This is a genomic window from Alkalilimnicola ehrlichii (genome assembly GCF_003399765.1).
In the GTDB taxonomy this organism is placed as follows: domain Bacteria; phylum Pseudomonadota; class Gammaproteobacteria; order Nitrococcales; family AK92; genus AK92.
Genome location: NZ_NFZV01000002.1, coordinates 15010 through 31550, shown reverse-complemented (window position 1 = coordinate 31550; position 16541 = coordinate 15010). Strand labels below are relative to the sequence as shown.

Below are 16541 nucleotides of genomic sequence, written 5' to 3'. Positions count from 1 at the left end.
AAACTGCTACGGCGAGAGCAAGCTGCCGAAACTGCCGGCATCGGTGCAAATATCTTCGAGAATGCAGTTTACTTCCTCGGGCGGGTAGCCTTCGCGGTACAGGGCGGCTTGATGGCGCTGCAGAATCTTGCCGGCCGCTACCGGGTCGCCGTTGAGAAAGTGGAGTCGGTGGAGCCGGCTGGCAACTTCGTTATGAGTCGGGTCGGATTCAAAGTAGCTCGACAGCAACTCGACCGCTTCGTCGATATCGCCGTCGGCGATCAGGATTTCCGACCATACGATCACGCGTTTTTGATTGAGGCGCTCCAGCTCGCCGCGGTAGTCGCGTACCAGGTCGGTTTCCGGAGCGGTTGGAAAGTAGCCGCCATGCCAGAGCAAATGGGCCGCGTAAAACGCATTGCCCGCATGCCATAGCTCGTTGTGGCGCCAATGCTGTAGCCCGCGCCGGACGTAACTGCTAAAGGACTGTGCATCCGTTATGGCATGCTCGATGCGGGCCAGGCTGCCGCGTAACGCGAAATAGGCCTCAACGTCGATATTCGCGTGCCGGGCCGCTATGACATTCTTGATCCGGTTTCTTAGCGCATAGAGCTTGCTTGAGCTTTGGCCCGCATCCGGCCACATGGCCTCTTGCAAGGACTCCCTGGGTAGCTCGTGACCGGGAGCCGCGATTAACGTGGCCACGTATTGCTGAGGCCGTGGCGTTAAATCCCGCCCTCGTATCAACAAGGTGTCTTCTAGCCAGATTTCGAAGCGGCCGAGCGTTCTTAATTGAATGAGGGGCCGAGTCATACCTTGGTGGTCGATGTCGAGCCCCAGGCGTTTCTCCGCCAGCGATCGGGCAAAGGCCGCTTCGATGTCGTGTTTAACGGCAAAACGTAATACCGGGATGATGATCTGCGGCGACCACGCAAAGCAATTTCGGTAGTCGTTGCTTCTCATCAATTCCAAAAACTGCCGGCAATCCGCCATTGCTTCATCGGTACGCTGTTGCCGAATAAACAGCCATGCGCGGTACGCGTAGGCGCCGCTAATCGGGTAAGGCGCGTCGACTTCCAGGCTTGTTTCGACCGCTTCGGTTAAGGCTGCTTCGGCTGCTTTGTCTTCGCCGAGCAGACCGTGCGTGGCGCCAAGTAGAATCAGGCTGTGGAGCACATAATGTTCGCCGTCCGGGCCCGTGCGCAGTTTCATGGCTTCGCGAATGTCCAAGTGCGCGGCGGTTTTATTGCCCCGTGCGGCATGGGCGTAAGCACGATACTGCAATAGCTGGCTGCGTAACGGGGAGCTGAAGGAGGAGAAACCAAGCGCCAAGGCTGCCTCGACATGCTTTAACATGTCGTCGACATTGCCGGTGTTGAGTGCATCTTCTGCCCGCCAGCGATACGCTAAGGGGCCGATAATCGTGCGTTTAAATTGCGTGTGATCGCTGTGTCGCTCAAGCTTGGCGGCATGACGCAAAAACCCTCATGATCGCCATAACAGCTGATCAAAAAGCATGAGGTGCCACGTATCAGGAGTCGGTTGAGGTCCGTAAGTGCCGGGTTTTGCAAATGCCGCTGCAGATGTTCGACTTCGACCGCGGCATTGGATAATTCGCCTAGAAACAAATAAGCAAAACCGCGGATGACACGTAGTTTAGCCTCATGATTGACGGCTCCCGTTTGTTGCGCGTATTCCAAGGCCCGATAAGCATGCGTATGCGATTCCCTCATGCAGGCGTCGTCGTAGAGGAAGGCGCTGCCGATAGCGAGGCCGACCATCAAGTTAACAGTTGCTTCGAGCGGCTCGATTTGGCGGGCGACAATCTCGTTGATCCGCGCTCGCAACGGCCTCATTGTCGAGCGGCAGCCGTCGGTCATGCTGTGGCCAAGGATGAGCAGCGAAGAGGCGCACAGCTCTCCCATATCGTCGCCGCGGGCAACGAATTTGTCGATGAGTTGAAGTAGCAATGGGCGCGCTTTGAGCGGGTCATGTTCGAGAACCGCAGCGGTTTGTAAGAGTGCCAGCCAGGGGTGCGCCAACGACGGTGTCCAATCGTCCGCGCAGACGTCTTCTTCAAAGTGGTCGAGCGGGTTAATGAACAAGGACTTGTCGGCGGCGATCAGCCGGTCGGCTAATTCCAAAGCGCCGCCTCGTAAGGCATAGCGCACGGCAAGGCTGCTATTGCCCTGCAAGCGAGCGGTTTCGGCGGCTTTGGTCAGAGTCGCCAAGTGGGTTGCCGAGTCTAATACCTGATGGCTTTGTTCGAGCAAGAACGTTCGAAACAGCGGGTGAAACTCGAAATGCTGGCCGCTAGTGGGCAGCGAATGAAAGAACAAATTCTTTCCTGCTAATTCCTTGAGCCGCTTGTCGGGTTCGGCAGTACCGAGCGCTGCTTTCGTTAACGAAGGCGAGACAGGATCTAACCATGCCAGCGCGGCGAGGAGGCGCTGCTCCTCTTGCGGTAGACGATCGAATACGTGCTTTTGGAAAAATGCGGAGATGCCTTCGTGGGCGATCTGCAGCGGCGGCCAGCTGTTGTGCTTCGGGTCCGGTTGTTGCGGCGAGGCCGATCTTAGTCCTTCTAGCAGATGTACGATGCCGGTGATCCAGCCGCGGGTTAGGCGGTACAGCGTTTGCGCTAAACGGCGCGGATAGGCAAGTTGCAAGGTGTCCTGATAAAGCTGCCGTATTTCGTCGGCGGTGAACGCTAACTCCGCGTTGCGAATCCACAGCGTAGATTCTACTGGTAGTTGCGATCCTATCACTGCCGGGATCGTTCGCCCGCTCAGGACGATTTTTAGCGAGGGCGGCGCCTGGCGCGTCAAGTCGGCAATAAATGCCAGTGTGTCGACGTGCTCGGCAACCCGTTCGATTTCGTCGAGCACGACAAAAAGCGTTTGCTCGCCGAGTTCGGTAGCCAGCGTTCTCAGGAGTTGTTGCGTGCAGTCTTGCAATGCTTTTGGTGAGAGGGGAGAGGTCGCAAGCTCCCCAGAAAGTCGCGTTTCAAGCTGCGGAAACTGCTGTTTTAGCAACGCAGTAAGCTGTTCGGCGAGTTGCGACGGCGTGGCGTCGCGGTCGTTTAAGCGTAGCCATAGCGAAGTGCTGTCGGTGCTTTCTAGGCACTGCGCGGCGGCGACGGTTTTGCCCTGTCCGGGCTGGGCCTCGAAAATAAATACCTTGCAGCTACTGAGATAATGTTGAAATTTTTCCAAAAGCCGCTGACGGAGCAGGTGGCACGCGCTATCGGTACGCGGGATTCCGTACTCGCCTGGCGTTTTGGCGCCCGCGCTTATCAGTCGTTCCGTCCGTATTGAGTCCTTCGGAAACAAACCGGCCATGCTCCGTTATAGGTGTTATAGGTCGTTAGCGGCCTGTACTGGTCGTCTGCTGGCTTTTCCTAGCTTGTTCTATCGCATGCACACTCGTGATCGCGGCTAGCGGACTGCCAAAAACGTCAGGCTTTCTACACGGTCTCGTGTCGAGACAGCAACTTGCTAGGGCCGGCCCCACGCATGTCTAGGGCATTGCCTTCTTTCTTCGGAACGGTCGGCTGCATCGGCAGCTTCTAACCTTAAGGGGGCGATGGCTTTGCGTGCTGTTGCCCGGGGACGCTGCCGCTGTTTCGGCTCGGTCAGTGCAGGCTAATGCACGGCAGGTGCCTTACGTCGGACCGCCCCTCCCGCGTTCCTCTTACGGCCTGTCGTCTGGAAACTTGAATCGTTTTTTACGGTTCTCTGACACTACGTTTGCATAATAGCGAGTAAAGCTCACAATTTTCTCACCTAGTGAGCCTGCGCACTTAGATTCGCCGGTTTAGCGAGCTTGCGCATGGTTACGGCACGGCGCTGATCTGCCGACAATGCTGGTACGGTGCTCTTGTGCCTAAGTTCTAGACCGTAACGCCCGTGTGCTTACAAAACTCTCACGTGCGGCTATCTATCTATTCCTTTTTCGATGGGGTATACCTAAGGGGATCGTTCAACGTTACCCTGAGAGCAGGTTGAACAGTTCCTCGCTCTTCTGTCGGCGGTAGCATAAGCCGGTGGCGAGAGATATGTTTAGTGTTTCCTTAACGGGCGAATCCGAGTGCTGCTATTCTCCCTTTATCGCCATGTACCCGGTGAGGCGAGAATGAAGTATTGTTTCGTAGCGCCAACTTTTCTCGACTTTTAACTTAAGACACCATGATGTTGTTCGAGCGTTTTCGTAAGCCTCAGTGGCAGCACCGCAACCCGAAAGTCAGGCAACGTGCAATAGCGCGGTTATCGCCCATGCTTGCAGAGGACGCCGACATTCTCACGGCGTTGGCGCAGACCGACGACGACGCCGCGGTTCGGCGCTCGGCAGTGAAATGCTTGGTAGATTTAGCCTCGCTGCGGGAGCGTGCGGAAAGCGACGACAACGCGTGCGTAAGAGAAACGGCGACTAACCGTTATCGGCAATTGCTTGCCGGCGGCGGCGACGAGTTGTCCTTGGATGGACGCTTGCAGGAACTGCAAATCTGCGAAGACTCAAGCGTTCTAGCGCATGTGGCGCGTACAGGGCGCGAGCCCGAAGTGCGGCTTGCCGCGTTAGCGCGGGTCAACAGCGAAGCTGTGCTGTTAGAAGCGGCTTGTAACGATAACGCACGAAAAGTCCGGGAGGTTGCCCTGGAGCGCCTGACGGCGGCGGAATCGTTGGAGCAGGTGGCGAGCACCTTAAAAGAGCGCGATAAGCGCTTAGCGAAAACAGCTCGCGATCGGCTGCGGGCGGTGGAAGAGGCGCAACTAAGAGCGCGGCGCAACGAGCAGGCCTATCAGGTCCTACTGACCGAACTCCAAGCACACCGGCAAGCGCCCATGAGCCAGGGTTATCGGGCAGCAACCCAGCGTTTGCAGAACCGTTGGCAAGGCGTTGACGGCGTGCCGCCCGAGGTATTGGCAAAGCAGTGGCAAGAGGCGCTGGAGCGTTGCCAAGCAAGGGCCGAGACGGAAGTCGTCCCCGAGGCCGAAGCCGCGGCGGAGTCCGCCGAATTGTCTGAGGCCGGGCTGTCGGTTTGGGAACGGCTGCCGGCGGAACCTACCGAGCAGGACATTGCCGAGCTTTGCCGTATAGCGCCAGCCAATGACCCGCTGTTTGCCGCCTATCTGCGCCAAGCGCAGCGTTATATCGCAGAGCGAAAGGGAATCCGCGAGACCGTCGAGGTCTTAGCCGATTTGCCCCAGCTTTCCGACGCACAGCTGAAGAAAAAACTAAGGCGCTTGGAGTCCCTCATCGAACGTGTTGCGTGGGAGCCGGTGGCGCCTGGGCCGGTCGGCTTGGAGGCGGCACAATCGACGCTTGTAGCAGGATTGGCCGAGCAACAGCGGCGTCGTGAGCGAAACGCTAAATATTCCAAAGAGCTGGAGAGTTGCTTACAGGCGCTAGATGACGCGCTGACGGAAGGTACTCTGAGAAAGGCGCGAGAATGTTTTAAACAGGCTCGATCCTTGATTGATCACTTGCCCGATCAGGCAAAGTCGGATGCGAATCAGCGTTTGCGGCCTTATCAAGCGCGTTTGAGCGAGTTGCGCGACTGGCGCCGCTTTGCGACCTTGCCGAAGCAAAGAATGTTGTGCGAGCAGATGGAAGCGTTGTTGCATTCCGAACTGGAGCCGGCAGAGCTTTCTGCGCAGTCTAAACGCTTACAGCAGGAATGGCAGGCAACGGGCGGGTCCGATTCCGCGGAGGGGCGCGAGCTCTGGGAGCGGTTTCGGCAGGCCAGCGAGCAAATTCACGAGCGCTGTCGGCCCTTTTTCGAGCAACAGAAACAGCTGCGAGAGCGTAATCTTGCCGAACGCGAGCGTATTTGCGTGCAGCTTGAAGGATTTATCGGAAGCGAGAAATTTGACCAAGCAGATGGCGATTTCTTAGCGAAAGTGCGCCAACAAGCGCGTACCGAATGGCAGGCGACGGGGCTGGTCGAGCGCAAATCCGGCCGTGTGGCACAGCGTCGTTTCGATGGCCTAATGCGGCAACTTTCCGAACGCATCGAGCTGCTGAGCCGCCAGCGTTGCGAACAACGGCAACGGGTGTTGGACAGCGCGATCGCTGTACGCGACGGCGACAATGAATTATCGGCTAAGATCGATAAGATCAAGGTGCTACAGCAGGAGTGGCGGCAAATAGGTCGAATATCGACCGCCCAGGAACGGCGCTTGATGAGCGAGTGGCGGGCCGTTTGCGATGCTATTTTTCAGCGGCGAGAGGAGGTGCGTCAGGCATCCGAGCAACGTCGCCAAAGCAACTTAGAGCAGGCTAAGGACTTATGCGAGCAAGTGCAGGCCTTAGTGGCAGCGGAACCGGCCGAGGTCGCCCGACAGGTTGGTAAATGGCGGGGGCTTGCCGCGCATTTGAGCAAGATTGGCCCATTGCCGCGCGATGCGCAGGCGGAGATAAAGAAGACGATGGAGCGCTTAGTAGCGACGGGAGAGTCGCAGTTGCGCGCTTATCGACTGACCCAGGAGCTGGCGTGTTTGGATCGCTGGGCAAGGCTTGCCGAGTTGTGTGCAGAGTTGGAGGCTGTAGAGGCCGGTAACGAAACTCGGTTAGCCGAACTTGAGCAGGCCTGGAGCGCGGAGGCTGAGGTGCCTGTGCCGCTACGAGCGCGCTGGCAGCGGGCGCGGGAGGCGCTGAGTGCGGGAGACGGAGGCGCTGCTGCGAGTGCTTCCGACGAGGCACGCGAGTTAAGACGGCGCTTGTGTGTTCGACTGGAAATACTAGCGGGCATGGTGTCGCCGGACGAGGACAAAGCCCTCCGCATGGACTTGCAAGTAGAGCGCTTGGCGCAAGGCTTGTCGGCAGGTGGCGAGGAACGAGTGCACGAGGCGGCGCGAGACATCGCGCTCGATTGGTATGGCCTAAGCCGTTCCGCCAAGAGTGACGGCGATTTAGAACAACGCCTGCGGCGGGCGTTCGAGACGGCGTGGCAGTCTGCCGAAGGCGCGCAGGCGGTCGTTAGCGCGAAGCCGACCTCTGCGTTCGGCCCGCTGAAGCAGCACATCTAAGCATTGAAGGAATGCTAGCCGCCGGGCCTGAGCGGAGCAGGCCCGGCGGCGGTAACGGGTGCTTAACTGAATGTCGGCAAGGGCAAGTCCTGCAATGCCAGTTTGCCGTTTAGGCAAACCAGTTGACTGCCTTGTTCGTACCAGTCGCCTAGTACGATGCGTTGCGCTGCTTTGCCGTCGAGTTCGAAATCGTGCACGGCAGGCCGGTGTGTGTGGCCGTGGATGAGACGGTGGACGCCATGTTCGCGCATTGCCGCCTCGACAGCCCCTTGATTTACATCCATGAGATAATCGTCGATGCTCGCGTTGCGGCCGCTGCTTTCGGTGCGGGCTGCTTTCGCCATGGCTATCCGCTCAGGGATGCTCTTGGCGAGGAAGTTTTGTTGCCATTGCCGGTTGTGGACCATGGCTCGGAATTGTTGGTATTCCGTGTCGTCGATGCACAGCGAGTCGCCGTGCATGAGCAGCGTCGGCTCGCCATGCAGGTCGATAACCGTCGGATCTTCTAGCAAGGTGGCGCCGGTTAGCTCGGCAAAACGCTCGCCGAGCAGAAAGTCGCGGTTGCCGCGCATGATATACAGCGGTACGCCGCTCGCCGATAGCGCGCGCATTCCTTGTAGTGGGGGTTCGTCGCCGCTAACCGCATCGTCACCTATCCACGCCTCGAACAAGTCGCCCAGGATGTAGAGTGCAGCCGCTTGGCTGCGTGCCTGCTCCAGCAGGGTAAGAAATAGAGCGCCAAGCTGTGGCCGACTCGGGTCGAGGTGCAAATCGGAGATAAACAAAACCGGTTTGTCGCTGGCGGGATGAGAAATGGTCATGGTCAGTGCTTCTCGTCCATAGAAATGGCATAACGTTAACCCGAATTTAAGGCCTGGAAAACCTCTCGTCTCACAGAACATGAGGATTGTGTGCTGTGTTCACTAGAGGTGGGCAGTCCGAGGCAGGCCGATAAAGGAGGGTAAGGGGCATTTAATTGAGCTTAGGCTTTTGTGCCTGTATTGGCTTTCCGTTAATATTGCTCGGTTATGAATAATACACTCGTCAAAACACGTTTTGCGCCCAGCCCGACGGGGCTGATGCATCTAGGTAACTTGCGGACCGCTTTGTTCTGCGCGCTCTTAGCGCGTAAGCATCAGGGCGTATTTCTGCTGCGTATCGAAGACACCGATCAAAGCCGCAGCCTGCCTGAGTACACTGAGGCTTTGGCGCGCGATTTGCGGTGGCTCGGCTTGGATTGGCAGGAAGGTTACGATCTCGGCGGCGACCATGGCCCGTATTGCCAACACGATCGTATGTCGGTTTACGACGAGTACTACCGCAAGCTTGAGGACGCCGGCCTGGTTTATCCCTGCTTTTGCAGCGAGCGCGAACTGAAAATGGTTCGGAAGGCGCAGCTATCGGCAGGGCAGCCCCCCCGGTATACGGGGACTTGCGCTCAGCTTAAACCCGAGGAAATAGCGGCTAAGCGAGAGCAGGGGTTACAACCCACCTTGCGGTTTCGGGTGCCGAAAGGGCGCGAGATCGTGTTTGAGGATTTGGTGCGTGGGCGGCAGCGTTTTGTTAGCGACGATATCGGCGATTTCATTATTCGAAGAGCCGATGGAACGCCAGCGTTTTTCTTCAGTAATGCGGTAGACGACTCTTTAATGGGCGTTTCTCACGTGCTGCGTGGCGAAGACCACCTTACCAATACGCCGCGGCAACTGATGTTGTTGGAAGCCTTGGGTTTGTCGGCACCGGCGTACGGGCATATCTCGATGATTGTCGGCCCCGACGGTAGTCCGCTGTCGAAGCGTCATGGTAGCCGCTCCGTCGAGGCGCTACGCGAGGCGGGCTACTTACCGCTTGCCTTGATTAATTATTTGGCGCGGCTGGGCCACTATTACGCCGATAACGATTTTTTCGATATCGACGGTTTGGCGTCGGGATTCGAGTTCGAGCATCTCGGGAAAGCGCCGGCTCGGTTCGACGAGAGCCAGTTGTTGCATTGGCAGCGTGAAGCGGTAGCGGCCGAGTCCGGCGATCGGCTTTGGCAGTGGGCCGAGCCCGCGCTCAGAGTCGATATTCCTACAGATAAAAGACAAGCCTTTGTCGAAACGGTGCGGGCAAACGCCGCTTTCCCGGAAGATATGGCGGTTTGGGCCGATGTTGCCTTTGGCGAGTTGCCGCCTGTGGCGGCCGATGATCTTGAGCCATTGCAGCAGGCTGGCGGGGAGTTTTTTGCCGTTGCGCAGCGTCTTTATGCCGAGTTCGGGCCCAATTACGGCGAACTGACCAAAGGGCTCAAGGCCCAAACGGGAGCAAAAGGGAAGGGCTTGTTCTTGCCCCTGCGCCTGGCCTTGACCGGGCGCCGGCATGGTCCCGAGTTAGGCCCCTTGTTGGCGTTGATTCCCCCGCCAGAGGTGGCGCGTCGTTTAGCTTCGGCAGAGGCGCAGGCCGCAGGATAACGATAGGGAACACCGTATGTTGCAGATTTACAATAGCCTGAGTAAGCAGAAAGAACCCTTCAAGACCTTGGAGCCGGGCAAGGTCCGGATGTATGTCTGCGGTATGACGGTATACGACTATTGTCATCTCGGCCACGCTCGGGCGATGGTCGTGTTCGACATGGTGGTGCGTTACCTAAGGGCCTTGGGCTACGAGGTGACTTATGTTCGCAATATCACCGATATCGACGACAAGATCATCCGTCGGGCGCACGAAGCCGGCGAAGACTTTACGAGCCTGACGGAGCGGTTTACCGCGGCAATGCACGAAGATGCCGAAGCCCTAGGCGTGTTGCCGCCGGATCATGAGCCTCGTGCTACTCAGGCGATGGACGCGATCGTTGACATGATCGAAACCTTGATCGAGCGGGGGTATGCCTATGTCGCTCCCAGTGGCGATGTGTATTACTCCGTCGCTAAATTTGCCGGTTACGGCAAGTTGTCCGGCGAACGGCTAGAGGATTTAAGAGCGGGAGCACGGATCGAGCCGGGAGAAGATAAGCGCGATCCGGTGGATTTTGTGCTCTGGAAAGCGGCCAAACCCGGCGAACCGAGTTGGGGCTCGCCTTGGGGGCAGGGGCGGCCGGGTTGGCATATCGAATGTTCTGCGATGTCGACGTGCTGCCTTGGGCATCAGTTCGATATCCATGGCGGCGGTATGGATCTGAAGTTTCCTCATCATGAGAACGAGATTGCCCAGTCCGAGGCGGCGACCGGGCATAACTACGTCAATTACTGGATGCACAACGGGCACGTGCGTATCGACGAGGAAAAAATGTCGAAATCGCTCGGCAACTTTCTTACGGTGCGTCAGATTCTCGCTCGGTATCGGGCGGAGGAAGTGCGGTACTTTTTGTTGTCCAGCCATTATCGCAGTCCGCTGAACTTTTCCGACGAGGCGTTGGCTAATGCTGGCTCGGCGGTTGAGCGCTTGTATTTGGCGTTGCGCGGCTTGCCATCGGTGCAGCCGTCCGCGGCGGCGGGCGAGACGTTTAAACAGCGTTTCCACGAGGCGATGGAGGATGACTTCAATACGCCGCCGGCGCTCGCCGTACTGTTCGAGTTGGCGCGCGAAATTAATCGCCAGCGGGCCGGGAATTCTCAGCAGGCTGCCGAACTCGGTGCTGTGCTTAAGTCGTTGGGCGGTGTGCTCGGCTTGTTGCAAGAAGAGCCCGAGGCCTATCTGAAAGGGGCTGAGGCGGTGTCGGGGGAAGGTCTCGATGCGCAGCACATCGAGGCGATGATTGCCGCCAGGGCGGCGGCTCGGAAAGCGCGCGATTTTGCCGAGGCCGATCGCATTCGCGACGCGTTGAAGGCCGATGGCGTAATTATCGAAGACACGGTCGAGGGAACTAGCTGGCGACGCGAGTAAGCCCTTGCTTTGCCCGCCCCGGAGATGGGCTGCTGCCTGTTCCGGGGCTTAAGCTTTCGCTGAAAAACGGTGACGGCCTCTGCCTCTTGGCTAAGAGGGGGCGCTAATGTTTAGTACGGGCGCGGCGCGGCCGATGCGGTTGAATCTGCGCCATCTTGACCCGGTTGTCTTTTGTTTGCACGATCGTGACCGGATAGCCGTTGACCAGCAGGCTGGTTCCGGGCTCGGGGATGTACTCCAGATGCTCCAGAATAACGCCGTTCAAGGTCTTGGGGCCGTTCGTCGGTAGATCCCAGTCGAGCAGGCGGTTGAGCTCGCGCACGCTAGCGCTTCCCTCGGCTAGATAACTGCCGTCTTTTTGCCGATGAACGTCTTTTATATTAGCCGAAGGGTCGGTGGTGAACTCGCCGACGATCTCCTCAAGAATATCTTCCAGAGTGGCTAAGCCTAGAATCTCCCCGTATTCGTCGACGACCAAACCGTTGCGGCGCCGATTACGCTGAAAGTTCAGCAGCTGGGTGTGAAGTTGCGTACCTTCCGGAATGAAGTAGGGCTCCCGCATGCGCTGTAGTAAATCGTCGCGGGTGAAGCTGCCGTTGAGGGCGTCGCTGAGGACCTTGCGCAGATGTAATACGCCTTGAACGTCGTCGATGCTGCCGCGATATACCGGAAGACGGGTGTACTGGCTGGTTTTTAGCTCTTCGAGGATGGTCTCCCAGTCATCCTCCAGGTCGATCCCGACGATTTCGTTGCGGGGGACCATGATGTCCTCGACGGTCGCTTTTTCCAAGTCGAGGATGTTGAGCAACATGCGTTGGTGTCGGCGCGGAATCATGGCGCCGGCTTCGTTAACGACGGTGCGCAATTCCTCTTGGCTGAGATGCTCGTTTGTGCCGCGCCCGATGGGTACGCCGAGTAGCCGCAGTAGATTGTTGGCGATGCCGTTGACGATCCAGACCAGCGGATAGAAGATGCGGAGCAATACCGAGAGTACGAAGGAGGCCGGGAAGGCTACGCGCTCTGGGTAGAGCGCGGCGACGGTTTTCGGCGTGACCTCGGCGAAGATCAGTACCACCAAAGTCAGAATGCCCGTGGCAATCGCAATGGCGCCTTCCCCGCCTAAACGCAGAGCGATCACGGTCGCCAGCGCCGAGGCAATAATGTTGACGAAGTTGTTGCCCAGCAGAATGATACCGATCAGTCGGTCCGGTTTCTTCAGTAAGGAAGAGGCCATTCGAGCGCCGCGATGGCCGGACCGCGCTAAATGCCGTAGACGGTAGCGGTTGAGTGCCATCATTCCGGTTTCCGAGCCGGAGAAGCAGGCCGACAGAATAATCAGGCCGATTAGAATGCCGAATAAGACGCCGGTAGGGATGTCGCTCACGAGCAGCTTCTCCTTGCGCTCACTCGGAGGGCCGAACCGCGACTATTAAGTGGTATGTCGGGCATGGTTAGAAGCGTTGCAGCACGACTTCCAGCACGAATTTGCTACCGAAATACGACAGCATCAAGACGATAAAGCCCGCCAAGGTCCAGCGAATAGCCGTTTTGCCGCGCCAGCCGAAGCGCCAGCGGCCGTATAGAAGGGTGGCAAATACGCACCAGGCAATGATGGAGAGCACGGTTTTGTGAACCAAATGCTGGGCAAACATGTCCTCAAGAAAGAGGAAACCCGTAATCAGTGCTAGGGTCAAGCCAAGAAAGCCAAGCCTGAGCATTTGGAATAGCAGGTGCTCCATCGTTTGCATCGGCGGTAGTAAGCGCACGAAGCCGCCGGGATGTTTGTGGTGTAGGCGGTGCTCCTGGACCGCAAGCAGAACGGCCTGAAAGGCGGCCAGCGCAAGGATGCTATAGGCGACGATGGAGCTGATAACGTGCGCCGCCAAACCGGGCGGCATGGGCGGCGCGGTGCTGGCGACGGGGCCGAAGATAGCGTCGAGCAGAACGGCCACTCCGCTCAAGGGTAGAATGAGGATGCCCAGGCTTTCCACAGGCCGACGAGTGGCGGTTGCGAGCAGTAACGCGCTGATTAGCCAGGCAACTAGCGAGGAGGCTTCGAAAAAGCCCAAGCGCGACGCTTGGCCCGGCATCAAGCTGTAAGCGAGCAACCCGAAGTGCAAGGCTAATGCCAGTGCGCCGAATAGCAGGCACAGGCGCCGCCCCGGGAACGCGTCCGGACCGTTCAGTAACCGACGCAGCAGGCCGAGGCCGGCCGCGCCATAAAGGCAGAAGGTAATAAAGGCTAGGAGTATGTTCACAGCAACATCGGAAGCGGCAAATGCCTAAGGCTTGGATAATCGCATATAACCGAAGCAGGTTGAAGGGTTAACGCAATAGCGATCGCTATTCATTCTCAAGGAAACCTTATTTATCTGCTCGATGTCTCCGGCTCCGTGTTCTGCAACGGTTGACGTTATAATGCGCGCCTGTAGTATTTCACCCACGTTATCAGTGGATTTTGAATATGTTCGATAATCTCAGCGAACGGTTCGACAATATCGCCAAGCGCTTGCGCGGCCAGGGTCGGCTAACCGAAGACAATATCAGTGACACTTTGCGCGAAGTCCGAATGGCGCTTCTTGAAGCGGACGTGGCCTTGCCGGTCGTTCGCGAGTTTATCAAGGACGTTAAAGAGCGGGCTTTAGGGGAAGAGGTCGCGAAAAGTCTTACGCCGGGGCAAGCCTTCGTTAAAATCGTGCACGACGAACTCGTGCGTATGATGGGCGAGGCCAACGATGGCTTGAATCTTAATGCCCGCCCGCCGGTTGTCGTGATGGTGGCCGGCCTGCAGGGCGCGGGTAAAACGACTAGCGTCGGCAAGCTCGGGCGTTGGTTGAAGGAGCGGCAGCAGAAGAAAGTCCTTGTTGTCAGCTGCGACGTCTATCGGCCGGCGGCAATCGATCAGCTACAGACTCTGGCCGGCGAGATCGGCATCGACTTCCATCCAAGCTCGACGCAGCAAGATCCAGTCGCCATTGCCGAAGGCGCGGTCGATTACGCCCGTAAGCATTTCTACGATGTTGTGCTGGTCGATACCGCCGGTCGTCTCCACGTCGACGAAGAGATGATGGCCGAGGTTAAGCGCCTGCACGCCGGCATTGAGCCGGTAGAGACGCTGTTCGTCGTCGACAGTATGACCGGTCAGGACGCGGCCAATACGGCGAAAGCCTTCAACGACGCTTTGCCGCTTACCGGCGTGATTCTCACCAAGACCGACGGCGACGCTCGCGGCGGCGCGGCGCTGTCGATTCGGCACATTACCGGCAAGCCGATCAAATTCCTTGGCGTTGGCGAGAAGACTACCGCGCTCGAGCCGTTTCACCCGGATCGGGTGGCGTCGCGCATCCTCGGGATGGGCGACGTGCTCAGCCTGGTGGAAGAAGTCGAGCGTAGCGTCGACAAGGAAAAAGCGGAAAAGCTCGCTAATAAGCTTAAAAAAGGTAAAGGCTTCGATCTGGAAGATTTTCGCGATCAAATGCAACAGATCACCAAGATGGGCGGTCTGGGCGGTTTGATGGACAAGTTGCCTGGTATGGGGCAGATCCCCGACCAGGTAAAGAATCAGGTCAACGATAAGGACGTTCGGCGACAAGTTGCCATTGTGAACTCGATGACGCCTATCGAGCGTCGTAAGCCGGACCTTATCAATGGTTCTCGCAAACGGCGGATCGCTCAGGGCGCCGGCGTCCAAGTGCAGGATGTAAACCGCCTGCTGAAGCAGTTCAAGCAAATGCAGAAGATGATGAAGCAGTTCAAGAAAGGCGGGATGAAGAAAATGATGCGCCAATTCGGCGGTGGCGGCGGCATGCCGCCGGGGATGGGGTTCTGAGGACTCCTGGCCTCCTCGGTACCGATAGCTTGACCGTGGATCAACGACTTATTGGCTTTGTCTGCGGTTTTTCGACGCCATGTCGGTGGTGGGTGACAGCGTTTTCTGCTCCCATGCGTACGAATTAAGTACGGGAGAGCCTTCACTTTCCCCGAAAAACCAGTACAATGCGCGATTCACGCGGCCGTGCTGTCTTAGACGAGCGCGGCCACTGGCGAATTTCCAAAAGGATAAGCGAACGCAATGGTTACGATTCGTCTTGCACGAGGCGGCGCTAAAAACGGCCGTTCTATCAGATCGTGGTCACGAACAGCCGCAACCCGCGCGATGGCCGTTTCATCGAGCGCTTGGGCTACTTTAACCCGATCGCCAGCGGCAAAGAGATTCCGCTGCAGGTTGACCTGGACCGGGTCAATCACTGGATTGAGCGTGGTGCGCAACCCTCCGACCGTGTGGCTCAGCTGCTCAAGCAAGCCGCCAAGGGTGCTGCCGACGCCGACCAGGCTTCGGCCTAAGTAACGTCGGGCCGACCGGGAGGGCAGCCGTGACGGCGAAGCAGTCGCAGTTGCTAACGGTCGGTCGCATCTCCGGTTTGTACGGAGTGCGCGGCTGGGTGAGGATCTTCTCCTATACCGAGCCGCGCGAGCGCATTCTCGAATACGTGGATTGGCATTTGCGTAGCCAAGACGGCTGGCGCGAAGTTGAGCTTGCCGAAGGGCGTCGCCACGGAAAAGGGATTGTGGCTCGAATCGAAGGTGTCGACGACCGAGAGCAGGCGCGTGCCTTGATCGGTAGCGACATCGGCGTGTCTCGCGAGCAGTTGCCGGCGCTTGAGCCCGGGGAATACTACTGGGTTGACCTTGAAGGTCTACAGGTTGAGACGGAGAGCGGGCACGCCTTAGGGGTGGTCGACTATCTCTTCGAAACCGGAGCCAACGACGTTCTGGTGGTCAAGGGCGAGGATAGGGAGCGATTGCTGCCGTTCGTGCTTGATCAGGTTGTCAAGCGTGTGGACCTTGAGAGCGGCTTGATCCTGGTTGACTGGGATCCGGAGTTTTAATCTGCGAACGAGGCCCATTCATGTTGCGGATTGATGTCGTCACGCTGTTCCCGGAACTGGTGGCGGCGGTGACGCAGCAAGGAGTGACGGGCAGAGCGTGCGAACGCGGGCTGGTGGATGTGGTCTGCTGGAATCCGCGGGATTATGCCCATGATCGTCACCGTACGGTTGACGATCGCCCATACGGCGGTGGGCCGGGAATGGTCATGAAGGTTGAGCCGCTTCGATCTGCCATTCGCGCTGCGCGCGAGGCGGGAGAAGGAAGCGGCTCAGTGCTTTATTTAAGCCCGCAAGGTCGGCGTCTGAATCAGGACGGCGCGCGGGAGTTGGCCGACCGTCGGCGGCTGATTTTAGTGTGCGGCCGGTATGAGGGGATTGACGAGCGTCTGCTGGAGTCCGATATCGACGAAGAGTGGTCGATAGGGGACTACGTCCTCAGCGGCGGCGAGCTGGCAGCGATGGTGATGGTCGATACCGTCACCCGTCTGTTGCCGGGGGCGCTCGGACATGCGGAGTCGGCGGCGCAGGACTCCTTTATGGAGGGCTTGCTGGACTATCCGCATTATACGCGGCCGGAAGAGATAGATGGCCGGCGCGTGCCCGAGGTTTTGCTTGGTGGAAATCATCGGGCGGTTGAAGTCTGGCGGCGCAAGCAAGCGTTGGGCAGAACTTGGTTAAGACGGCCGGAACTGTTGGAACGGCTGGATTTGGATGACGAGAGCCGGCGGTTATTGAACGAGTTTATCGCGGAATACCGGTCGGGAAACCCGTAGCGGTAGGGGAC

The 16541-nt window shown here is 58.2% G+C and carries 11 protein-coding genes and 1 pseudogene; 7 read left to right on the top strand and 5 right to left on the bottom strand.

Translation table 11 applies throughout. From position 1 onward, the window contains the following. Positions 1 to 6 precede the first annotated feature (6 nt). Together CAI21_RS02535 and CAI21_RS02530 are read right to left on the bottom strand one after the other, a co-directional pair. Positions 7 to 1458, bottom strand: a complete 1452-nt coding sequence (locus tag CAI21_RS02535) for a BTAD domain-containing putative transcriptional regulator (protein WP_116300848.1) — start codon at positions 1456 to 1458, stop codon at positions 7 to 9. Further along, positions 1386 to 3311, bottom strand: a complete 1926-nt coding sequence (locus CAI21_RS02530) for a winged helix-turn-helix domain-containing protein (protein WP_147305483.1) — start codon at positions 3309 to 3311, stop codon at positions 1386 to 1388. Before CAI21_RS02530 ends, CAI21_RS02535 begins: the two co-directional genes overlap by 73 nt. Before the next feature lie 942 nt (positions 3312 to 4253). On the opposite strand from CAI21_RS02530, the gene CAI21_RS02525 reads away from it, so the two are divergent. Beyond that, entirely contained in the window at positions 4254 to 7007 is a 2754-nt protein-coding gene (locus CAI21_RS02525) for a DUF349 domain-containing protein (RefSeq protein ID WP_181919229.1), read from the top strand. Positions 7008 to 7069: 62 nt separating this feature from the next. Here CAI21_RS02525 and CAI21_RS02520 read toward each other — a convergent pair whose 3' ends face one another. After that, positions 7070 to 7828 carry a UDP-2,3-diacylglucosamine diphosphatase gene (locus tag CAI21_RS02520; RefSeq protein WP_116300845.1) on the bottom strand — a complete coding sequence of 253 codons (759 nt, stop codon included), beginning with the start codon at positions 7826 to 7828 and terminating at the stop codon, positions 7070 to 7072. Positions 7829 to 8035: 207 nt separating this feature from the next. On the opposite strand from CAI21_RS02520, the gene gltX reads away from it, so the two are divergent. Together gltX and cysS are read left to right on the top strand one after the other, a co-directional pair. Continuing rightward, complete coding sequence (gltX, locus tag CAI21_RS02515; RefSeq protein WP_116300844.1) at positions 8036 to 9457, top strand: glutamate--tRNA ligase; 1422 nt, start codon at positions 8036 to 8038, stop codon at positions 9455 to 9457. A 16-nt stretch (positions 9458 to 9473) separates the two neighbouring features. Next, a complete protein-coding gene (cysS, locus tag CAI21_RS02510) occupies positions 9474 to 10868 on the top strand; it encodes a cysteine--tRNA ligase (protein ID WP_116300843.1) in 1395 nt (464 codons plus the stop codon). 103 nt (positions 10869 to 10971) lie between these two features. Here cysS and CAI21_RS02505 read toward each other — a convergent pair whose 3' ends face one another. Then, the gene (locus CAI21_RS02505) at positions 10972 to 12252 is read right to left on the bottom strand and encodes an HlyC/CorC family transporter (protein WP_116300842.1); all 1281 of its coding nucleotides are present in this window, start codon (positions 12250 to 12252) and stop codon (positions 10972 to 10974) included. Between the two features lie 67 nt (positions 12253 to 12319). Then, complete coding sequence (locus CAI21_RS02500) at positions 12320 to 13126, bottom strand: cytochrome C assembly family protein (RefSeq protein ID WP_116300841.1); 807 nt, start codon at positions 13124 to 13126, stop codon at positions 12320 to 12322. Positions 13127 to 13332: 206 nt separating this feature from the next. Between CAI21_RS02500 and ffh the strand changes: the two genes are divergently transcribed. The 4 genes and pseudogenes from ffh (at position 13333) to trmD (ending at position 16530) form a co-directional block, all read left to right on the top strand. Then, positions 13333 to 14697, top strand: a complete 1365-nt coding sequence (ffh, locus tag CAI21_RS02495; RefSeq protein ID WP_116300840.1) for a signal recognition particle protein — start codon at positions 13333 to 13335, stop codon at positions 14695 to 14697. 243 nt (positions 14698 to 14940) lie between these two features. After that, positions 14941 to 15212: pseudogene (gene rpsP / locus CAI21_RS02490) on the top strand (30S ribosomal protein S16). Between the two features lie 29 nt (positions 15213 to 15241). Further along, positions 15242 to 15757 carry a ribosome maturation factor RimM gene (gene rimM, locus CAI21_RS02485; RefSeq protein ID WP_116300839.1) on the top strand — a complete coding sequence of 172 codons (516 nt, stop codon included), beginning with the start codon at positions 15242 to 15244 and terminating at the stop codon, positions 15755 to 15757. Positions 15758 to 15780: 23 nt separating this feature from the next. Then, positions 15781 to 16530, top strand: coding sequence for a tRNA (guanosine(37)-N1)-methyltransferase TrmD (trmD, locus tag CAI21_RS02480; RefSeq protein ID WP_116301033.1), 750 nt, complete (start codon positions 15781 to 15783; stop codon positions 16528 to 16530). Positions 16531 to 16541: the final 11 nt, after the last annotated feature.

Bases quoted from the DNA above. Each gene is read 5' to 3' on its own strand.
- CAI21_RS02525 (WP_181919229.1), top strand. From the start codon at position 4,254: ATGCTTGCAGAGGACGCCGACATTCTCACGGCGTTGGCGCAGACCGAC.
- CAI21_RS02520 (WP_116300845.1), bottom strand. From the start codon at position 7,828: ATGACCATTTCTCATCCCGCCAGCGACAAACCGGTTTTGTTTATCTCC.
- gltX (WP_116300844.1), top strand. From the start codon at position 8,036: ATGAATAATACACTCGTCAAAACACGTTTTGCGCCCAGCCCGACGGGG.
- cysS (WP_116300843.1), top strand. From the start codon at position 9,474: ATGTTGCAGATTTACAATAGCCTGAGTAAGCAGAAAGAACCCTTCAAG.
- ffh (WP_116300840.1), top strand. From the start codon at position 13,333: ATGTTCGATAATCTCAGCGAACGGTTCGACAATATCGCCAAGCGCTTG.